Annotated in this window: 14 protein-coding genes; 5 read left to right on the plus strand and 9 right to left on the minus strand. The window is 39.3% G+C overall.

Going from position 1 to position 19,441, the window contains the following annotated elements; genetic code table 11:
• The first annotated feature begins 58 nt into the window (after positions 1 to 58).
• Positions 59 to 406, plus strand: a complete 348-nt coding sequence (locus SD427_RS10600) for a helix-turn-helix transcriptional regulator (RefSeq protein WP_320557765.1) — start codon at positions 59 to 61, stop codon at positions 404 to 406.
• A gap of 168 nt (positions 407 to 574) precedes the next feature.
• On the opposite strand, the gene SD427_RS10605 is transcribed toward SD427_RS10600, so the two are convergent.
• A complete protein-coding gene (locus SD427_RS10605; protein WP_320557766.1) occupies positions 575 to 1,582 on the minus strand; it encodes a hypothetical protein in 1,008 nt (335 codons plus the stop codon).
• A gap of 132 nt (positions 1,583 to 1,714) precedes the next feature.
• Positions 1,715 to 4,144, minus strand: coding sequence for an AAA family ATPase (locus tag SD427_RS10610; RefSeq protein ID WP_320557767.1), 2,430 nt, complete (start codon positions 4,142 to 4,144; stop codon positions 1,715 to 1,717).
• A gap of 366 nt (positions 4,145 to 4,510) precedes the next feature.
• Here SD427_RS10610 and SD427_RS10615 point away from each other — a divergent pair, with 366 nt between their 5' ends.
• Positions 4,511 to 4,834: a translation initiation factor gene (locus SD427_RS10615; RefSeq protein ID WP_320557768.1), complete on the plus strand. Its 324-nt coding sequence runs from the start codon at positions 4,511 to 4,513 to the stop codon at positions 4,832 to 4,834.
• A gap of 96 nt (positions 4,835 to 4,930) precedes the next feature.
• Here SD427_RS10615 and SD427_RS10620 read toward each other — a convergent pair whose 3' ends face one another.
• The 3 genes from SD427_RS10620 to SD427_RS10630 form a co-directional block, all read right to left on the minus strand.
• Entirely contained in the window at positions 4,931 to 5,830 is a 900-nt protein-coding gene (locus tag SD427_RS10620; RefSeq protein WP_320557769.1) for a leucine-rich repeat domain-containing protein, read from the minus strand.
• Between the two features lie 58 nt (positions 5,831 to 5,888).
• The gene (locus SD427_RS10625; protein ID WP_320557770.1) at positions 5,889 to 8,042 is read right to left on the minus strand and encodes an alkaline phosphatase PhoX; all 2,154 of its coding nucleotides are present in this window, start codon (positions 8,040 to 8,042) and stop codon (positions 5,889 to 5,891) included.
• Positions 8,043 to 8,314: 272 nt separating this feature from the next.
• Complete coding sequence (locus tag SD427_RS10630; RefSeq protein ID WP_320557771.1) at positions 8,315 to 10,141, minus strand: cytochrome-c peroxidase; 1,827 nt, start codon at positions 10,139 to 10,141, stop codon at positions 8,315 to 8,317.
• Between the two features lie 284 nt (positions 10,142 to 10,425).
• Here SD427_RS10630 and SD427_RS10635 point away from each other — a divergent pair, with 284 nt between their 5' ends.
• Positions 10,426 to 11,280, plus strand: coding sequence for a nucleoside phosphorylase (locus SD427_RS10635; RefSeq protein ID WP_320557772.1), 855 nt, complete (start codon positions 10,426 to 10,428; stop codon positions 11,278 to 11,280).
• A gap of 130 nt (positions 11,281 to 11,410) precedes the next feature.
• Here SD427_RS10635 and SD427_RS10640 read toward each other — a convergent pair whose 3' ends face one another.
• On the minus strand, positions 11,411 to 12,778 hold the full coding sequence (locus SD427_RS10640) for a hypothetical protein (RefSeq protein ID WP_320557773.1): 1,368 nt from the start codon (positions 12,776 to 12,778) through the stop codon (positions 11,411 to 11,413).
• Positions 12,779 to 13,315: 537 nt separating this feature from the next.
• On the opposite strand from SD427_RS10640, the gene SD427_RS10645 reads away from it, so the two are divergent.
• Both SD427_RS10645 and SD427_RS10650 read left to right on the plus strand, forming a co-directional pair.
• The gene (locus SD427_RS10645; RefSeq protein WP_320557774.1) at positions 13,316 to 13,615 is read left to right on the plus strand and encodes a hypothetical protein; all 300 of its coding nucleotides are present in this window, start codon (positions 13,316 to 13,318) and stop codon (positions 13,613 to 13,615) included.
• A 119-nt stretch (positions 13,616 to 13,734) separates the two neighbouring features.
• Entirely contained in the window at positions 13,735 to 14,544 is an 810-nt protein-coding gene (locus tag SD427_RS10650; protein ID WP_320557775.1) for an enoyl-ACP reductase, read from the plus strand.
• Positions 14,545 to 14,684: 140 nt separating this feature from the next.
• Here SD427_RS10650 and SD427_RS10655 read toward each other — a convergent pair whose 3' ends face one another.
• From SD427_RS10655 to bglX, 3 genes are all read right to left on the minus strand, one after another.
• Positions 14,685 to 16,124 (minus strand): glycoside hydrolase family 30 protein, encoded by a 1,440-nt coding sequence (locus SD427_RS10655; RefSeq protein WP_320557776.1) that lies wholly within the window; start codon positions 16,122 to 16,124, stop codon positions 14,685 to 14,687.
• A gap of 86 nt (positions 16,125 to 16,210) precedes the next feature.
• A complete protein-coding gene (locus SD427_RS10660) occupies positions 16,211 to 17,020 on the minus strand; it encodes a glycoside hydrolase family 16 protein (protein ID WP_320557777.1) in 810 nt (269 codons plus the stop codon).
• A gap of 193 nt (positions 17,021 to 17,213) precedes the next feature.
• On the minus strand, positions 17,214 to 19,436 hold the full coding sequence (gene bglX / locus SD427_RS10665; protein ID WP_320557778.1) for a beta-glucosidase BglX: 2,223 nt from the start codon (positions 19,434 to 19,436) through the stop codon (positions 17,214 to 17,216).
• Positions 19,437 to 19,441 lie beyond the last annotated feature (5 nt).

Below are 19,441 nucleotides of genomic sequence, written 5' to 3' on the forward strand. Positions count from 1 at the left end.
ACAAATATATAAATAAATTTTATTACACCCAACAAGTTGGGCTATTTTTTTTATAGACATGGAAAAAACATTTTCTTTTGAAACTACCGGATTTGATTTTGCTTTTATAAATCATGTAAAAAGCATCCGTATCAATATGAAACTTAGCGGAGATCAACTCAGTCTTAAAATGGGCGTAGCAAAGAGTTTCGTAAGTAATGTAGAATCGTATACCCAACGTCACAAATACTCCACTCGCCACATTTCATTGCTGGCCAAAGCTTTCGGCTGCAAAAACATTTCCGAACTGATGGACTTCCCTACTCCGGAATATGACCGGATTAAAGTTACCGTGAGGCAGGTTTATAATGAAAGCGGGACGAAGGTGATGGAGAGTGAGATTGTGGGGATTGAGGGGGTTGTGTGAGATGATTTAAATACAAAAATTTTGAGAAGTTATAATTGATATTTTTACAAAAGAATTATAAATTGGGATCATTGTGAGCCGAAGAAAAATACCAAAACATCATTAATTGATGAATTATTCAATTGATAACTAGTTAATTAGGTTTTTAATTTAATACTAACCTTACCCTTATTGTCGAGCATTATTTAACCAATTTTCATCTAAATTAATTATCTTAAATGTCGGATTTCCCGGAAAAATAAAGAGTTTTCCAAAAAGTCTTTCTTTTAAATTTAGAGCTTCCCTAATTTCAAAATTTAGTTCTTCCCAAATCTTTACTATACTGTCAGGTAAATAAAATTTCAATTTTAAATCGTTATTTAATTGTATTGTCCACAGATTTATTTCCTCAGCATAAAAATAATATCTAGCATTTATTGTTCTGGTCTCTAGAAAATATTGCCGATCAATATCTGTATCAGAAAAAAGAAAGATCATATCACCACTTTCTAAAAGCCCAATAATAATTCTTTGTTCAAACTCACTTACAGAATTAATAATGGTACTAATATGACTATTAATTTCATAAATAAATGTGTGATTATATTGATTATGCCCTTTCAAGAATAGTAGTAAATTACTTTTTTCCTCTTCTGTAAATTTATTATTCAAATATTGATCAGTTATTTCATGAAATAAATTACAGATATTATCTGGAAATAACCATTTTAAAGAGATTAATGGTATTTTATTATTTGCCGCAAATTCAAAAGCATCTTTTGTAAAATGCTCGACAGATGCAACACCAACTTGGTAATTGAATCTAATTCTGTTAGTAACAGCTTTGCTAGTGCGTCTTAAATTTTTTCTTAATTCCAATTGGTATTCAGTCAGAATTTCTAATTCATTTATGTCATACCTAAGTCCTAAAGCATTTCTTATAACCGTTAATCCAACCTTTTTATTATAAGCTTTACATTCAAAGTTGATACGAAACGGATACGAAAACGGCATCTGAATTGGGGGATTCATAAGGACATCCGCATCATGCGCCGCCCCTTTCCCATGAATGAAATTTAAACCCCGATCGTTAAATATGTACTTATTATCAGGTTTTACTTTTGTAAAACCACAATTAATAAGTAGTCTCCTTACAATATATTCTAATAAACTTCCTTTAATTTTTGTTGCATTCATATAAATATATTTTTTCACTTAACACAAAATCTTTGCGATACTAACACCATCAAAATACAAAACTTCAATTTGAATATATACTGAGTTTAATAATTAGGTACTTGATTAATCATATGAGTATTCTATTTACTTTTAATTTGAAGTTAAGGCTATTTGCTCAATTACTGATGCAATTCCAATGCTTTCCAAAAGAGCTTTATACTGTTCTTCATCTTTTTGTTCAATAGATGATAAAATAAATTCTGCAACTGTTTTCATTTCTGGAACATCTATTGGTTGCGTACTTCTGCCAGAGTTTTCTTCTAAGTGCGAGAATTCATTTGTTATTCTTTCAATTAACAAAACAGTTTGATTTTCGCCAAAAAATTTAATTAATCTTTTATTATTGCTGGAATTACCATCCGAACTATTCAGTTTACTAGGATATTTATAGAATAAATAAACCTCCAAAAATTTTCTTAAGTTATTGCCAAAATTGTAGAATATATCAAGATTTGAATCTGAAACTACATCATGTTTAGCGCATTTATATATTTGATGAAACAAATAATTAAATTCAGTAACATAATCTTTTAAGTACGAAGGCATTAAACTAATAGTGCATTTGTTCTCAAATCTGTTGACTAAAAAATACTCACTTTGTGTTTGTCTATCAATCTTTGAAAATTTCAACATTTTTAAATATTTAAAAAATTCTAAGTTATGTGTGGAAATAAAAATTTGTTCAAAACGCTTTTTTACGAATAGTTCATTATTTATAAGACTATAAATGTAAAAAATATGATTTGAGTCCAAACTTGATATGGGATCATCAATTAATATTATCGGTTTTTGTCCAGCTGTATGAATATCATCCAATTTAGCCATAAAATAGCAAAACGAAATAATACTACATTCGCCTTCGCTTAAATGATACGCTATCTCACCATTTCTTACTATATTGAATCTAATCTTTTTATCAGAATCAACTTCTTCTTCAATTGCTTGTAATTCTAGGTTTTGATGACCAAAATAATTTTGTAAATATCCATTTACCTTTCTTGCTCCTTCTTCTTCATTATTCAATTGACGTGATAATTCAATAATTTCTTTCTCTTTTAATTTTATGTAATCATCTACTTCTTTTCTTTCTGTTTCTTTATTTGTGTTTTCTGTGACTTTACTTGCAATATTTTGTAATTGGGTGCTATACTGAATAGTTTCTACAAAACGCTTTATCTCTAATAGTCTAAGCTCTTTTTTTGCTTCTGAAATTTTTCCAGATAATTCAGTTGAATACACATTGTTACGATTCCTAATGTCATTATAGAGTCCTATTATAGCTGAGAAATCTTCCTGCGAAAAAGTTATAGTGTAGTCATAAGCGATTGGACTATGGATTGAAAGTAAACGCTCATCAATTTTAGAAAGTAAAAATTCTAAATCTGCCTTATAATTTAAAATTTGAGAATTAAATGCATTAGAACATTCAGTAAGTTCATCGTGAAAACTAATATAGAAGAAATCTTTATTTGCTAATTTAATATTAGTTATAGCATCTATTTCTGCTATAAGTTTGAATTTAAAAACGTTTAAAGTATCTTCAAGTTTTTTTGACTCTTCATCAAAATGATTATCTAGCTCATTCCAACGAGATGATTGTATAGGATTACCACAAAATTTACAAGAACAATTCCTATCTTCAGAATGAAGATCATATCCCTTTTTAACCCACTCATTTAAACTAGAATTTGCTAATAGTTCTGCAATTTTATTATTGTCTAATAAAGGTTGTTCTAAAGCTAATGTTATTTCTGATAATTCTCGTTCATAAACATTTGCAAAATTAATAGATTGGGAAACATTTATTTTTTCTACTTCTTTTATCTGCTCCAGATTTGTAGATTCGTTACTTTCATCAATTGATATGAATACTGGTGAAAGAATCTTGTTAATTTCATGTTGTAGCTTCGTTTTATTATAATTTATATCACCAAACTTTAAATGCTGTTGTTTTATACTTTCGGTACCAACAGTAGCCTTATTTGTCAATTGAGTTTCTAAGGTTCTTTTTAACCTATCAAGTTCAGCATTTTGTACGCCAACCAATTCAGATAAATCAGCTAATTCTTTATATTTTAAAGTTTTGGAATTTTCATTATTGTCTCCTAATTCATTTTTAATAACTTCAATTTGCGCTTCGATTTCGCTATTTTCTCCAAGAATAGCGAATGGTTTAATCTCTGAATCAGGATTTATAATGAAATTTAAATTCTCCTTTATAAAATCTTCATTAAAACATCTAACATTTAATATATTCTCGTGAAAATTAGATTGATCAATTCTTGAATTATCAAATAATATAATTTCAAATTCTGGATTAAGATATTTTGATGAAATTTCTTTGGTTTCTAATGCTCTGATTATTCTTGATAAAGTAGTTTTACCAGAGTAGTTTCTTCCATAAAATATGTTCTCTTTCTTCAATTCAACAGGATTATTTCCTGGATTACTTCGAATCGCCGCATTCCATTGGAAATTTTTAAATAATCCAACGTTATTAATGTTAATTCTTTTTATCATATCAAGTTATTAGTTTTATTTTTGAGAAATTGCCTTATTTTATATTATACATACGATAATAGCAAACGTAATAATAAGAAATTATAGATACTTACGGCAATCCGTATTTATACTGAATTTTAATATCCCATATTATCAATCTCTTTCACTCCAACAAATCCTATTAACCTAGAAATTCTCTATCAGGAATTAATTCCCAAATAAAGATTCTCCTAACAGAAAATAATGAAAGAACAATAAGTTTCTCCTGAAGAGGCTGAGCGAAGCCGGAGTATCATCGGTAGTCTTTTCCTAGTCACGACCGTCCATTCATGGCCATCGGGTGTTTTTGCTTCCGGGATCCGAAATATTTATTATTTTTGCGGTATGGATTTAAGAGACCAACTGAAAAACCTTTTTCCTGAGCATGAGGAACAGGATTTTAGAATGCCCGAAGAACAGTTTAAGCAACATGAACCGCTGGTCTGCAAGTTTGAAAAGAAAGGCAGGAACGGCAAGCCGGTAACGATTGTGGAAGGCTGGGAAGGCAGTGAGGAAGAATTGAAAAATATCTCCAAAAAAATAAAAACCACCTTGGGAATCGGTGGTTCTGAAAAGGACGGAACGATCATTATTCAGGGTGACAACCGTGATAAGATCATGAATATCCTTAAGGAAATGGGTTATAAAACCAAGAGGGTCGGCGGATAGAAGAAATTCTGCCGACTTTTGCTTTTCTAAAAGCTGAATTTTAAAACCAATAAGCGTTTTGTACCTTTTGTCTGGTAAACATTCAGGACAGAAGTTTTAGAAATAAATCTGGGCCTGCGGCATGATGGCTCTTAATTTTTCAACGGTTGCTTTTTCCATCGGATTTCCGGTCAGGATCAGTGTTTTAAGGTTTTTCAGCTGGGAAAATTCGGCTGGCAGGTCTTTTAAATTATTGTTGGCGGCATTCATGCTTACTACATTCTTGAGGCCTTTTACTTTAGATGAAATTTCTCTGATATTGTTATTGCTTACGTTTAAAAACTCAAGGTTTTTAGACCTAAACAGTTTTTCAGGAAGCCTTGAAATTGAATTATACTGCAGTTCCAGGTATTTCAGCTGTTTCGGGAACTCCAGGTTTTCCATATCGTTGATCTGATTGGAAGACAGGTTCAATGATTTTAAATTTTTGATTTTATCCAGGTCTTCTGCAATAAAACTGATCTGGTTCCCCTGCAGGTTGATCTCTTCCAGGCCCGGGATCTGCAGCAATGCTTCAGGGAAAACATTCAGGTTATTGGCATCCAGATGAACGGATTTCAGGTTCTGAAGCTTTCCTATGTTCGGGTTAATGCCCGTGAGGCTGTTTAAGTTCATGGAGAAGCTTTCAAGTTTCCGGAGTTCACCTATCTCGTCCGGGATATATTTGATGCTGTTCTCATTCAGGTTTAAAATCGTCAGTTCTTTCAGGGCAAAAATTGACGCATCCATCTTTTCTAATTTATTTTCCATTAAATTCAGGAAAAATACGGAATTCAAATGCCGGATCTCAGAGGGCAGATTGAACATCCCTTTACCCCTTAAGCTCATGCTGTAGACGGTTTTACCGCTGTTCAGGGCTTCATCCACATTGGTATAGGTCGGGTATTTTACCGGATCGATCTGGGCATTTACCTGTAAAACGGCTGCGATGAAAATGGAAAGAAACAGTTTTTTCATAGATCAAAAAAACTACCGGTAACACAAGGTCACCGGCAGCAATATTAATGGTTGATTATTATTTTTTCAAAAGCTTTACCGTCTGCTGGAATCCTCCTTCCGCTTCGATGTTCAGAATCAAAACTCTTGAAGCTTCAAGCTGGTGGGTGAAATCCAGGTCCAACACTTTGTTGGTTCCGGTATACTTCTGGGTGAAAACAATTTTACCGTCGATGCTGTACGCCGTTACGGAAATGTTTTTCAGGCCTTTCGGTGAATTGATTTTCACGATTCCCGAAGTTGGGTTCGGCGCAACGGTAACCGTTGTGTTTTCTGCAGAAGCATCAATGGTCCCTAATGTTCCGGCCGTTCCTAAGTTATTTTTAAGGGCAACCACTACGGTAGCGGATTTTCCTCTGTAGTCAATGGTGTTTCCTGTCGCATCCACATCGGTGGAAATGGTGGAATTCGGATGCTGAATAGAGAAGAACCCGAATTTGTGATCCGGCGTAAAGGTAAGCCCGGTAGGCTCTGAACCGGCAGGCATCGAGGCAAACAGCCTTACTTTAGGATTGGCCTGCGTATGATCCGGAGCAATTACCCAGATGTAGTTCTTACCGCCGTCCTGAAGCACCCAAAGGTTGCCCAGCTCATCAAAGGTAAGGTTATCGTTCCCGTCTCCCCAGGCTTCCGTTTTTGTTCCCTGCGGGGTTTCAAAAGAATAGGTTGTGGTAAGGCCGCCTACGAAAGTTTCCACCTGTGAAGCGGTTGTTCCGTTGTCCTGGAACCGGTATGTTTTATTTAATCCTTTAGCGGTAAAATACACTTTACCGTCAACCGGGCTGATGTCTACGTCTTCCACGCCGTTGAAAGCGGTACCGCCCAATGACTGTGCCAGAGAAGCCGTATTGTTCTGGTCTGCCTTTGTTTTGTTCGGTACCTGAATCCAGGTTCCGGTGGTGGCTACCGGATCTCCGCCGCTTAATCCCTGGTCTGCCTTCAGAACATATAAATTCCCTGAAGAAAGGTTGTTCGGGGTATCCATTACATATTTATACACCATGTTCGTTCCGCCGTCTTCCCCGTAATACGCTACGGTTCCTGCATTGTTGATCACTACGTTTTCGTGGTTCATGATCCCCATCTGCCACAGTTTCCCTTTGGACCCGTCGGCATTCTGGGAAATAACCTGAGCGGTTGCCGGATCGATTTCCACCAGCCATCCGTAGTCTTTCATGCCGTCGCCGTTCACATCATTGGATGTTACGGATTCTTCTGCCGTTACTACAGTTCCCCACGGCGTAATGCCTCCGGAGCAGTTCCTGATGGTCTGAACCAGGCTCGGTGCCGAGAAGCTTACCGCCCTTGATTTGGTTAACTGCCAGAGTTTTGAAGTTGCATTATAATTGATTTCCGCCATGGTAACCCCACCCGGATTGGTTTCGTGGTTTACGGAAAGGTATCCGTTGGTGCTGCTTGCATTTTTGGCGACATATGCGGTGAAGTCATTCTGTCCGCCTACCAGTCCTCCGCCTTCGGTATAACTGTCTCCTTCTTTTAAGATCAGCTGGTATTTGTGTTCAGCCGGAATAAGCAGCTTATTGGTCTGGGCGGTAGGAACAATCGAGGTAAAGCAGCTGATATGGCTGGCATTGCACGGAACCGGCGGGTTGGTCGTGTTTGCCACGGTTTTAAGGTAAGCATCGATCCTTAGATCTGAGCTTGCCGAACCTCTGTTGTGCAATTCTATGGAAAGCCTGTTGTTTCCGTTAACGAATTTAGCTTTCGGAACAGAAAAAATGTTGTACACGCTTTCTGCGGAGCTGTCAATGGTTGTACTGGACCATGTGTCGAAAGTAATGGTACCGGCCGGCATATTGTCCCTTACCACTTCTTCACCGTTAAGATAGACAACGATACCGTCATCCCTCATGATTCCCAATTCCACTGTAGAAGAAAGATCATTTAAATTTACGGTAAAATCTTTAACAAAATAAGCCGTGATAAGGCCTGTAGCCGTTGTGGTGGTTACCGGATCGCCGTAACCGAGCGGCCCGTTCCCCTGAGGCCATGCAGAAATATCATAGCCGGCATCTTTCCACTGGGTTGCCAGCGCGGTATTGCTGTCATTGTATTTCCATGAAGAATTTTTGTTAAAAACAAAAGTCTGGGCATTAAAAAACGAGCTTGTTATCAACGCAAGCGCTGCTACGGTAAGTAATTTTCTTTTCATTTCAAATTTCGATTTATTGAACGTTGCAAAGCTATTTTTTTACCGGAAATCCGCTGTTAATAGGACTTTAAATAAACACTGCGGAATATTAATTAATCACGAACCGAATGTGAACCAGATGAATCATATATTAATTATGGGAAATCACATGGATTGTAATTTACAGTAAACCCATTGCAAAAATAAACAAGCTGAAATTTTCAGGGCTGTTTATGTAATTTTCCTGAAATCTGATCTGCCTCTCGCAACGAATGTACATTTCAGCATTCAGATTATTTCCTGCTTACGTCGGTCAGTGAATTCAGGAACGCAATAATCTGCCTGATCTCTGTTTTTGTCAGGTTCAGCTTATCTGGAGCCAGGGTCTGGTTCTTCACCGGCAGGCCCAGCCCTTCCCCTCCGCCTTCATTGTAGAAATCCATTACTTCTTCCAGCGTGTTAAATGCTCCGTTATGGAAATACGGTTTTGTTAAAGCAATATTCCGTACCGTTACCGTTTTAAAGGAGTTTTCGTAAATCCATGAATTTTCTTTTTTTACCGGGCTGTTCAGCCTTCCTTTATCGGGATCCAGCTCAAGAGGTTTCCGGCTGACCGGCTTTGTGGTAATCCCCAGTACTTCAGACTCATTTTCATTGAAGAACGGTGGCACAAGCCCTGAAAAATTGGGGGCAAAATGGCAGGTAGCGCAGTTGGCCTTTCCCATGAACAGGTTGAACCCTTTTTTAGCATCGGAAGAAATGTCTTTTTCACTGCGCATAAAGCGGTCAAAATCGCTGTCGTAAGAGTACAGTGATGCCACATAGGAGCTCAGAGCTCTGGAAAAGTTTTCTTTGCTGATGTTCCCGTTTTTAAAAGCCTGTTTAAAAGCTCTTCTGTATTCAGGCTTTGTTTTTAATTTTTTAATGATGCTCTCATAGCTGGTATTGAATTCATCCTGATTGTAGATGACGTGTTCCGCCTGCTGTTCCAGGTAAAAAGCCCTCAGATCATAGAAAAACCTTCTGGCAAACACGGCATTGTATAGGGACGGCGAATTCCGCAGTACGGTTTTCCCTTCCATATTGCTCAGAGACTTTGCTTTCAGGTCGGTAAAGGCATTTTCCGGCAGGTGGCAGGTGGCACAGCTCATTTTCCCGTTGTCACTTACACCCTGGTCAAAAAAAATCTCTTTACCCAGTTTTCTCAGTTCCGGACTGTCTTCTTCTTTTTTCAGCAGGGTATAAAAGTAAGGATCCAGGAAATCACCGCTGAAAAAATTCTTATTGCCGGCATTCCACCCTGAAAATTCTTTCAGGTCGTCACTTCGCCCGTCCCAGTTCCCGAATTCCTCATACAGAGGCTGTATGTATTTTTTATAGAATTCGATCCGGTCAAAAGTTTCAAAATCATTGTTTTTTGACAGATAATTGATTCCTTCCGTTAAAACAGCGTCTGCTTTCTGAATATTGTAATTTTTGAAATAAGCATCATCGTTAATGTATTTTTTCATTCCTGAAAAAGCGTGCGCTGCTTCTTCGGAAACATTGAGTGAGCCGGGTGTATCAAAACCTGTTACTCCCAGGCTGTATATCCTGATGAGCTCAATTCTTAACGGTAAGGTTTTATTATTCCCTTTGCTTAATCCGTTTTTAACGGAACTTAAATAGAAACCTGCGTAACTGTTGTATAAAAAATCGGTGATCGTCTTAATTTCCTCTTTGTGGTCTGCCGCTTCATCAGAAAAGACAAGCTCATCCAGTACCTGCAGGCCTTCCGGCGGAAGCGTATATGCTGTGGTTCCTGCTGCTTCAATGTGGAATAAAGGAGCTGCATTAAGATGGGTCTTCGTAAATTCCGGGTAATGATAGGCTATGTAAAATTCTACTTCTTTAAAAGAATTCCTTGTGTTTTTCAGGGACTGCCGTAAGTCTCCGAGTGAAATTTCACCGTCCGAAAACCTGCGGGTATCGGATTTCAGCTGCTCCAGCCTGTCTTTAAAATCTGACAGCCCCTTATTGATCACCGTATGCTCAGTTTCGGTACCCTTATAAACAGGATTGAAAGACATCACCGCAAAACCGATCAACAGGACAACAATGGCCAAAGGATAAAATTTCATGCTAATTTTTGCGCAAAACTACCGATAGGTAACGGATCAGATGTTACTGCAGTTTTAAATGTAAATTAAATAATGTTTACATTTAAAAAACAGATTTACTGCGTACAGCATTCAACCCGTACCTCTCAACAGGCTTCAGGTAGTTTTTTTTTATTAATTTTAACCTCCGAATCCTATTCATTGATATGCGGACGGCCGGTTTTCCCGGTTCCCGGTTTTAATTTATGATGATGAAGCTTTGGGGGAAGATTTTTAAAACAACTTTAATTCAAAATAAAAAACATATGCTTAATAAACTGGCGGCTTCAGAACTGGTTCTGAACGAAGACGGAAGTGTTTACCACCTTAACCTTTTGCCTGAAGATATTGCTGAGAAGATTATCCTGGTAGGTGACCCGGACCGGGTAGCGAAAGTTTCGGCCTATTTCGATACGGTGGAGATCAAAAAAAATAAAAGGGAATTTTACACCCATACCGGAACACTGCGCGGCGAAAGGATTACCGTGATGTCAACGGGGATCGGTACTGAGAATATTGATATTGTCATGAACGAGCTGGACGCCCTGGTGAATATCGATCTTAAAAATAAGGCGTTTAAAACAGAGCATTCGTCATTGCAGCTGTTCAGGATGGGGACCTGCGGAAGCGTAAACCCTGATATCCAGGTGGATAATATGCTGGTAACGCAGAACGTGGTAGGGCTGGACGGACTCATGCATTTTTACCCGGATTATGAATTTGAAAATGAATTCTCAAGAAATTTCATGGACAAGTTTCCTTATCAGAAGATCAAACCGATGCTTTATTTTTCAGACTGGGCAGAAGAGCTGGGTGACTTGTACAAAGACGCAAAATACCACGGAAATACGGCAACTTTTCCCGGGTTTTATGCGCCACAGGGAAGGCAGCTGCGCCTGAAAGCCGTGGACGATCAGTTTTTAGAAACCCTGAACGACCTGGGCATAACAAATTTTGAAATGGAAACTTCTGCCATTTATGCACTTTCCAAACTGTTAGGGCATAAGGCAATCACCGTAAACAATGTCATTGCCAACAGGAGACGCGGCGAATTTTCCGCAGATCATCACGGCTCGGAGAAAAGGCTGATTACATGGGTTCTGGACAGAATTATCAGATAAAACAGGGCAGAACATTATGTGTCTGGTTACCGGACAAGAATATTAAAATAAAAAAGGATCTCATTTCACTCATGAGATCCTTTTTATTATCTATCAAAGAAAAACTTATTCAAGGTTCTATATTGTTTTTTTAAAATTCATTGACCGTCACATAAAAATGGGAAGAGTACAAACTCTCCGGATTTTCGGATATGTTTGTGAGATTAATGGTAATATTCGATGTTGAGGTCATTCTCGGGTTTGAAATTGAAAATGAAGTGTTTCCGGCAAAATCCCCTGCCGGCGTAACGGTGATGGTGGCTTTTGTGGAATTGGGAATCAGGGCTGAAGGAATGGCAAAATCCATCGTAACCGTTTTCCCTGAAGCCAGGTTATTCACAGAAACAGCCGGCCATACCTCAAAACTGATCTGGTTTTTATTTACAGTTCCCCTGTCTCCCAGTTTGTACTGCCCGTTCACGTCCAGCTTTGCCGTACTGTTAGGTGTAGAAGTACCGATGCCTACATTGGCATTGTTGTCTCCCAGAACAATTGCATTATATTGTGAAGTGAATGCTTTGTACCCGATAGCCGTGGAATTCTGGCCTATTGCAGATGCCGCCGACCCTACTGCCGTAGACTGCTGCCCGGCGGTTACCGAGTTGTACCCAATGGCTGTTTCACTGTTGGTATTTGTTTTGGCCCCATACCCTAAAGCGACAGACTGGAATCCTGCAGCCCAGGAACTGTTTCCTAATGCGGAGGATTCATTTCCTGTTGTCTTTGCATTGTATCCGATGGCGGTAGACTGGAAGGCATCTGAAAACGCATTGTTGCCGATAGCCGTCGATTCATTTTTACCGGTTCTCGCTTTGTATCCGATTGCATTGGACTGATAAGCCTCAGCCCTTGATTTATTTCCTAGTGCAAGGCCTTCATTTGCGGTTACAGCAGCCTCATTCCCAATAGAGACCCCCTGATAGGCCGAGCCTGAAATACCGATGGCAATACCGTTCTGCCCGGCACTGGCGCCGGCACCCAGACTTACGGAATTATCTACCCCGAACCTTCCCGCTTTTGTCGCGTTCACTTTAAAAACGAGATCATCAGCCGTACTGGTACCTAACGAGAGATTGGTGCCGGATCCGCCGTAATTTCCGGAATTGGTACCGGTATTATTCCAGTTATTGGAATTGTTTGCAGCGGTGGTATTGCCTGATCCTGTGGCAATCATATTCCATTTAAGATTGCTCCAGTAATAAAATCCACTGTTGGTTAATCCGCCCAGCCCGTTGTTCCAGACCATCAATCCGTCTGCCGGTGAAGGAACGGTTACATTATCCGTAACCGAAGTCAGGGCAATGCTGGGCAAAAGCACACCTTTGTTATTAGAATTAATGTGTAAAATAGAAGAAGAATCCGGATTTACAGTTCCTATCCCCACCTGAGCGGCTGCCTTATTAAGATTAATTAATATCAGGCATACGGATAAGCACTGAATTGTTGTTTTTGTTTTCATTTAAAAGTTTTTAAACAGTTATCAGTTTTGTGGTGCAAATATAATATTTTTCAACAATATGAGTATTTTTTTGAATTATTTTTATATTAATACCCCAATAGTGAATTAATATGATAAAATGTGCCTTTTAATCACTATTTGATGAATATGAACATAGAATTAATTCTATATTAAATCATTGTTTAAACCACATATAACATGGTTTTCTAATAATTATGAAATAACCTGATTTTACGTTTATCAGAATTAATTTTGTCAAAAATTGAATAAAACGTAATCCCTGAATAAATATTTTTTTTAATTTAAATGTATGAGAATCATTTTCAGCCCCTTAAAAGCACAGCAACTGGCATTTAATTTAAACTGTGGAGAAACGGCAATTATTAGTACAGAAAATGGCTGACTTAAGACATACCCAGACTATCAGAATTCCGGAATTAAATTTTATGAAAAATTTAACATTGCACAAAAATTTTAGGAATAGTTATTGTTCATTGATAAATATCGATAAAATAACACAAACAAAATAGTACAATTATGAACAATTCAGATTACAACAAAGCGGAAAATGCAGTTAACAACACAGAAGACTCATTAAAAAGTACGGCAAACGACGCAAAATGGAAAGTTGAAGAACTTGCTGATAGAGCGAAAGACTATATCAAGGAAAAAAGAGATAATGACCAGGAAGCTCAGCAGGAAGACTGGTTTGACAGGGTAAAAAACAATGCATCAGATGCATGGGATACTATTAAAGACAAAGCAAATGATGCATGGGAAAAAACCAAAGATGCATCAGAAGACGTAAAAGCAGAATGGAATAAAAAGACAAATTAAAATTTCAGTTCAATAAATATTTTCAAAAAACGGGACCTTTTTAAAGAAGGCCCCGTTTTTTATTATGCCATCAGCACAAATATTCCTACATTTGTATATTAATAAACATTTAAAAAATTATGTCATACGGTTTACTTAAAGGCAAAAAGGGGATTATTTTCGGAGCCCTTAATGAACAATCAATCGCATGGAAAGTTGCAGAGAGATGTCATGAAGAAGGTGCTGAATTTATATTATCCAATGCCCCTATTGCATTAAGAATGGGAGAACTTAACGGTTTAGCAGAAAAAACAGGATCTGAAGTGATCGGCGCGGATGCAACTTCTATTGAAGATCTGGAAAAACTTTTTGATGCGGCTGTTGCCAAATTTGGTAAAATCGATTTTATCCTTCATTCTATAGGCATGTCTATCAATGTAAGAAAAGGAAAACCTTATACAGAAATGAACTACGACTGGCTGGAAAAAGGCTGGGATATCTCCGCGGTTTCCTTCCACAAAGTGATGCGTGTGGCCTATGAAAAAGACTGTATGAATGAATGGGGAAGTATTCTTGCACTTACCTATATTGCTGCCCAGAGAACATTCCCTGATTATAATGATATGTCTGACAACAAGGCTTATCTTGAAAGTATCGCGAGAACTTTCGGTAACTACTGGGGAGAAAGAAAAGTACGTGTCAATACCGTTTCCCAGTCGCCTACCCCTACTACGGCGGGCAGCGGGGTAAAAGGCTTCGGGAATTTCTTAGGCTTTGCAGAAGATATGTCTCCGCTGGGGAATGCCACAGCCCTTGAATGTGCAGACTACTGCGTAACACTTTTCTCTGACCTTACCAAAAAAGTAACCATGCAGAACCTTTTCCATGACGGAGGGTTCAGCAGCACCGGAGTTACCCAGAAAGTGATCAGAAAATATGATGCTGAATAAATAAATACACACTGAAGTATTTAATATAGTATATGCCGGGACAATTTTTTGTTCCGGCATTTTTTATGGATGGAAAAAAAATAAACCGGCGGCACCAAAGGTGCCGCCGGTTCTAAAAAATAATGTAAATATGAAGTTTTTTATAAAATTACGGTCTGTATCGAATGGGCAGGAGCAGCGAGCTTTGCCGACATCCCTTCAATCCAGAGATTGGCATCCATATCCTGGTCAGAGTCATTCATGATTACGGTAACCAGCTGTCCGTTTTCATTCATGAAGGTTGTGGAAATAAGTGCCGCCCTGTTGGATGAACTTCCGATTCTTTGCGCATTGGGCTTAATGAATTTCGAAACATGGCCCACATAGTAATATTCATAGGTATAGTGCACTTCTCCTGTTCTGGTATCCGCAATGATTGGGGCAAAACAGAAATTCCCGACATGGTTCGGTCCTCCGGTTTGGTCCAGAAGCACATTCCAGTCTGTCCATAAAGCCGTTCCTTTGTTAAAATCGTTGATCATATTCCGTCCGTACAGTTCACCTAAACTTACATCATAGATTTTAGCCAGATCAAACTGTTCTTTACAGCCTTCGGTAAAAGCGAGGAACTTATCAGGGAAAGCTCTTTGCGTTTCCAGCAGGTTGTCGAAAAGCTGCGTCTTGTTATTCCAGGTTTCATACCAGTGGTAACCGATTCCGGCAGCATATTTTGAAGTCTCGGGATCGCTCAGCGTCGTGGTGGCCCTCTGGTAGATCAGGTCACGGTTATGATCCCAGATCATTACTTTTTTGTCTTTATACCCGTTTTTCCAAAGTGTGGGTCCAAGATTTTTCTTCAGGAATTCCCCTTCTTCTTCTGCCGTATAAATACAGGATTCCCAGGTCTGTGTTGCCATCGGCTCGTTCTGAACCGTCAGCCCCCATACGTTGATCCCTCTTTTCTCATATTCTTTAATGAATCTGGCATAATAATCTGCCCAGGTCTGGTAAAAAGCATTTTCAAGCTTTCCGCCTTTCAGCATGCTTTTATTAGATTTCATCCAGGCCGGCGGGCTCCAGGGTGAAAAATAAAAGGTAAACTGGTTACCGATCGCTTTCTGTGCTTCTTTGATCATCGGGATTTTATACTTCTCATCATGCGCCACATTAAATGATTTCAGTGAGGTGTCATTGTCCTGGACATAGGTATAAGAATCGCTTGAGAAATCACAGGAATTCATATTGGTGCGCACGACTGTATATCCTAAACCGTTTTTCCCGTAATAAGCCTCAATAATTTCTTTTTGCTTATTTTTCGGAAGCTTGTAAAAGGTTTCGGCTGAGGCATCGGTAATGGCACCTCCGATTCCGATTAATTTCTGATATTTAAAATCCGGATCCACAAAAATACAGGCATCCGTTTCCATCGGCTGGGCCATTTTCTCAAATTTAACGGCTCCCTTATCTACCATCTTCTCGTTTGTTTTAGAACCGGTAAAAATTACTTTTGCCGTTTTCCCAGCGTTTTTTTTCCAGTAGTTCTGAGCATTCGCATTAAAAGCCATTCCGGCTACCAGACAACTTACGACTATTTTCTTCATTTTCTTTTCTTTCTTTATATAATTAACTACTGTGTCAAAAATTATTTTGAAGTCTCTCTGTCCTTTTGAAGGAAGGAGTCTTAATATTAATTGTTTTTATAAATCCTTACGTAATCGATGTAATATTTCTGAGGAAAAACGGAATCATCAATCCCTTCTTTCCCGCCCCAGAATCCTCCGACTGCCAGATTCAGGATGATAAAATACGGCTGGTCAAAAGGCCAGGCCGAATAAGTTTTCTCCGTGTTTTCATACGTAAAAAACTTCCGGTTATCTACGTAAGCATCAATCCGTTCCGGCGTCCAGTTTAATGTATAGACATGAAATTTTTCACTGGCATCCTTTACGAATACGGTATCCGTTTTCTGGGTATTGATTTTATGATTATAGTCTTTTGTATGGACAGAGGCATGAACATACCCCTGGTTATACCCTACATGTTCCATTAAATCCACTTCCCCGTCATCCGGCCAGGTTTTCATCTTTTCGCTCATCATCCAAATGGCGGGCCAGGTACCACGGCCTTTCGGAAGTTTTGCCCGGACCTCTACCGTGCCGTACTGAAAAGAGAACTTTCCTTTCGTCAGAAGCCTTGCGGAAGTATATTTACGGTTGTCCCAGTTTTCCTTTCTGGCCTCAATAATCAGGCTGCCGTTTTCCATCCTTGCATTTTCCGGACGGTCTCTGGTGTAGAACTGGGATTCTTCATTTCCAAAGCCGCTGCCGCCGACATCATAATTCCATTTTGCAGCATCAGGTATGCCTTTTCCGTTGAATTCGTCGTTCCAGATCAGTTCACGGTTGGCATCCGGTCTCTTTGAAGCACAGCCTGAAATAGAAAAAATCAGCGTTCCCCCGATAACAAAATGAAAAATATATTGGATTTTCGTATTCATAGTCTGTGATTATGGGTTAACTTATTTTCTGAGGAAGAAATCATTACTGTAAAATAAAGGATGAGATTCTTTAATGCTCCCTGCTTGTCCCAGAGTGGAAAATGTGGTATTAATATCCAGCTCATTAAATTAATGTCCTTTACCACCAAAAGCGGGTTTTATCCCGCTCTCAGTAAGTAAAAATAACTACTATTTATTTTATCCAGTTAATACTTCTGGTCTGAACATGCTGTGAATCGGTTCCGACCATGATGTCAAATTCACCGGCTTCCCAGTTATAATTCAGTTCATCATCATAGAATTTCAGGTCTTCCGGAGTCAGTGTGAAGTTTACTGTTTGGCTTTCCCCTTTTCTGATGAATACTTTCTTAAACCCTTTCAGTTCTTTAACAGGCCTTACTACTTTGCCCACTAAATCCCTGATGTACAGCTGTACCACTTCTTCCCCGTCGTATTTTCCGGTGTTGGCTACATTGATACTGATGTTCAGCGCCTGGTTCCCTTTAAGGCTGGCAGCACTTGCCTTCATATCAGAGTATTTAAAATCCGTATAGCTTAAACCGTATCCGAACGGGAATTTCGGGTCATTATCCAGATCAATATAGGCTGAAACGTAATTCCTGTCGGCATTGTTTTTTGCAGGTCTTCCCGTGTTGTAATAATTGTAATATACGGGAATCTGCCCTTCTGTCCTCGGAAATGTCATCGGGAGTTTCCCCGCCGGGTTTACGGTTCCGAAAAGTACATCTGCAATGGAATTCCCTGCTTCCGTTCCTAGCCACCAGGTATACATAATGGCCGGAATATGGTCAGCTGCCCAGTCGAAAACCAAAGGCCTTCCGGCATTGATCATCAGGACAACGGGTTTTCCGGTTTTGGCAATTTCCTTTAACAGGTCTTCCTGAACGCCTGAAAAACGGATGCTGCTCCTGCTTTTCGCTTCACCGCTCATCGCATGGCCTTCGCCTAAAGTCATAATCACAACATCTGCTTTTTTTGCCGTTTCCACGGCTTCAGCAAACATGGATTTATCCTGATCATCAACATTAGCTCCTTTAGCATAAAGTAAAGTCGAATTTTTATCCAGCTGGTTCTTAATCCCGTCAAACTGCGTAACAATCCTCTGGCTGTCATCCTTGAAAGCTACTGACCAGAAACCGTGGTTCGCAACCGTCTCTTTTCCGAAAGGCCCGATCAGCGCCACTGTTTTTACAGATCTTGAAAGCGGAAGGATATTTTTTTCATTCTTCAATAACACAATACTTTTTGAACCGAATTCCCTTCCGAATTTTCTGTTCTCCTGATTGTTCAGCTGTTCTTTCTGTCTTTTTTCGCTGCTGAACCGGTAAGGGTCATCAAAAAGCCCCATCTCGAATTTTTTAATCAAAATCCTCCTTGCAGCATCATCAATCAACTTAGGGTCAACCTTTCCTTCCTTGACCAGACCGGGAAGCTCTGCCATATAAGCACGGCTTTCCATATCCATATCGCTTCCGGCAAGGATGGCTTTTTCCGAAGCTTCCTTATTGTCTTTTGCATACCCGTGCGGCACCATTTCACCGATGCTTCCCCAGTCTGAAACCACAAAACCTTTATAATTCCACCTGCCTTTTAACAGATCTCTTAAGATATACCTGTTTGCCGTGGCAGGAATCCCGTTGATGTCGTTAAATGAGTTCATAAATGTTGCCACGCCGGCTTCTGCCGCTGCTTTGAACGGCGGCAGATAGGTTTCATTCAACTGCCTAAGGCTCATGTCGACTGAATTGTAATCTCTTCCGCCGACTGCCGCGCCGTACGCTGCAAAATGTTTCGCACAGGCCATAATCGCGTCAAGGTTCCCAAGGCCTTTGCCCTGAAACCCTTTAATTCTGGCCAGCCCGATCTGTGTCCCGAGGTATGTATCTTCACCTGAGCCTTCCATTACCCTTCCCCATCTCGGGTCCCTGGCAATGTCAACCATCGGTGCAAATGTCCAGTGGATTCCGTATGCCGAAGCTTCCGTGGCTGCAATCCTTTCTGATTTTTCAATCAAAGCCAGATCCCAGCTTGCCGCCTGTCCCAGGTTTACGGGAAATGTCGTTCGGTAACCATGGATTACATCCTGCCCGAACAGCAAAGGAATCTTCAGCCTGGACTGTAACGCCAGCTTCTGGAAATTCCTGGTTTCTTCCGCGCCTGCAACATTGAGCATGGAACCTACTTTCCCTTTTTTAATTTCATCTAAAACCGTTGCCGAATTGGAATTCTGAGGGCCTGTAGCATATTCAAAACCACTGTACTGAACCAGCTGCCCTACTTTTTCTTCTAACGTCATTTTAGACAGCAGCTCAGAAACTTTCTGATCGGTTGTCTTCTGCCCGTATGCATTCATCCCAAATGCTGATAATAGTAATACAAATGAAATTTTCCTCATCGTTT

The organism is Chryseobacterium sp. JJR-5R, from assembly GCF_034047335.1.
GTDB lineage: Bacteria > Bacteroidota > Bacteroidia > Flavobacteriales > Weeksellaceae > Chryseobacterium.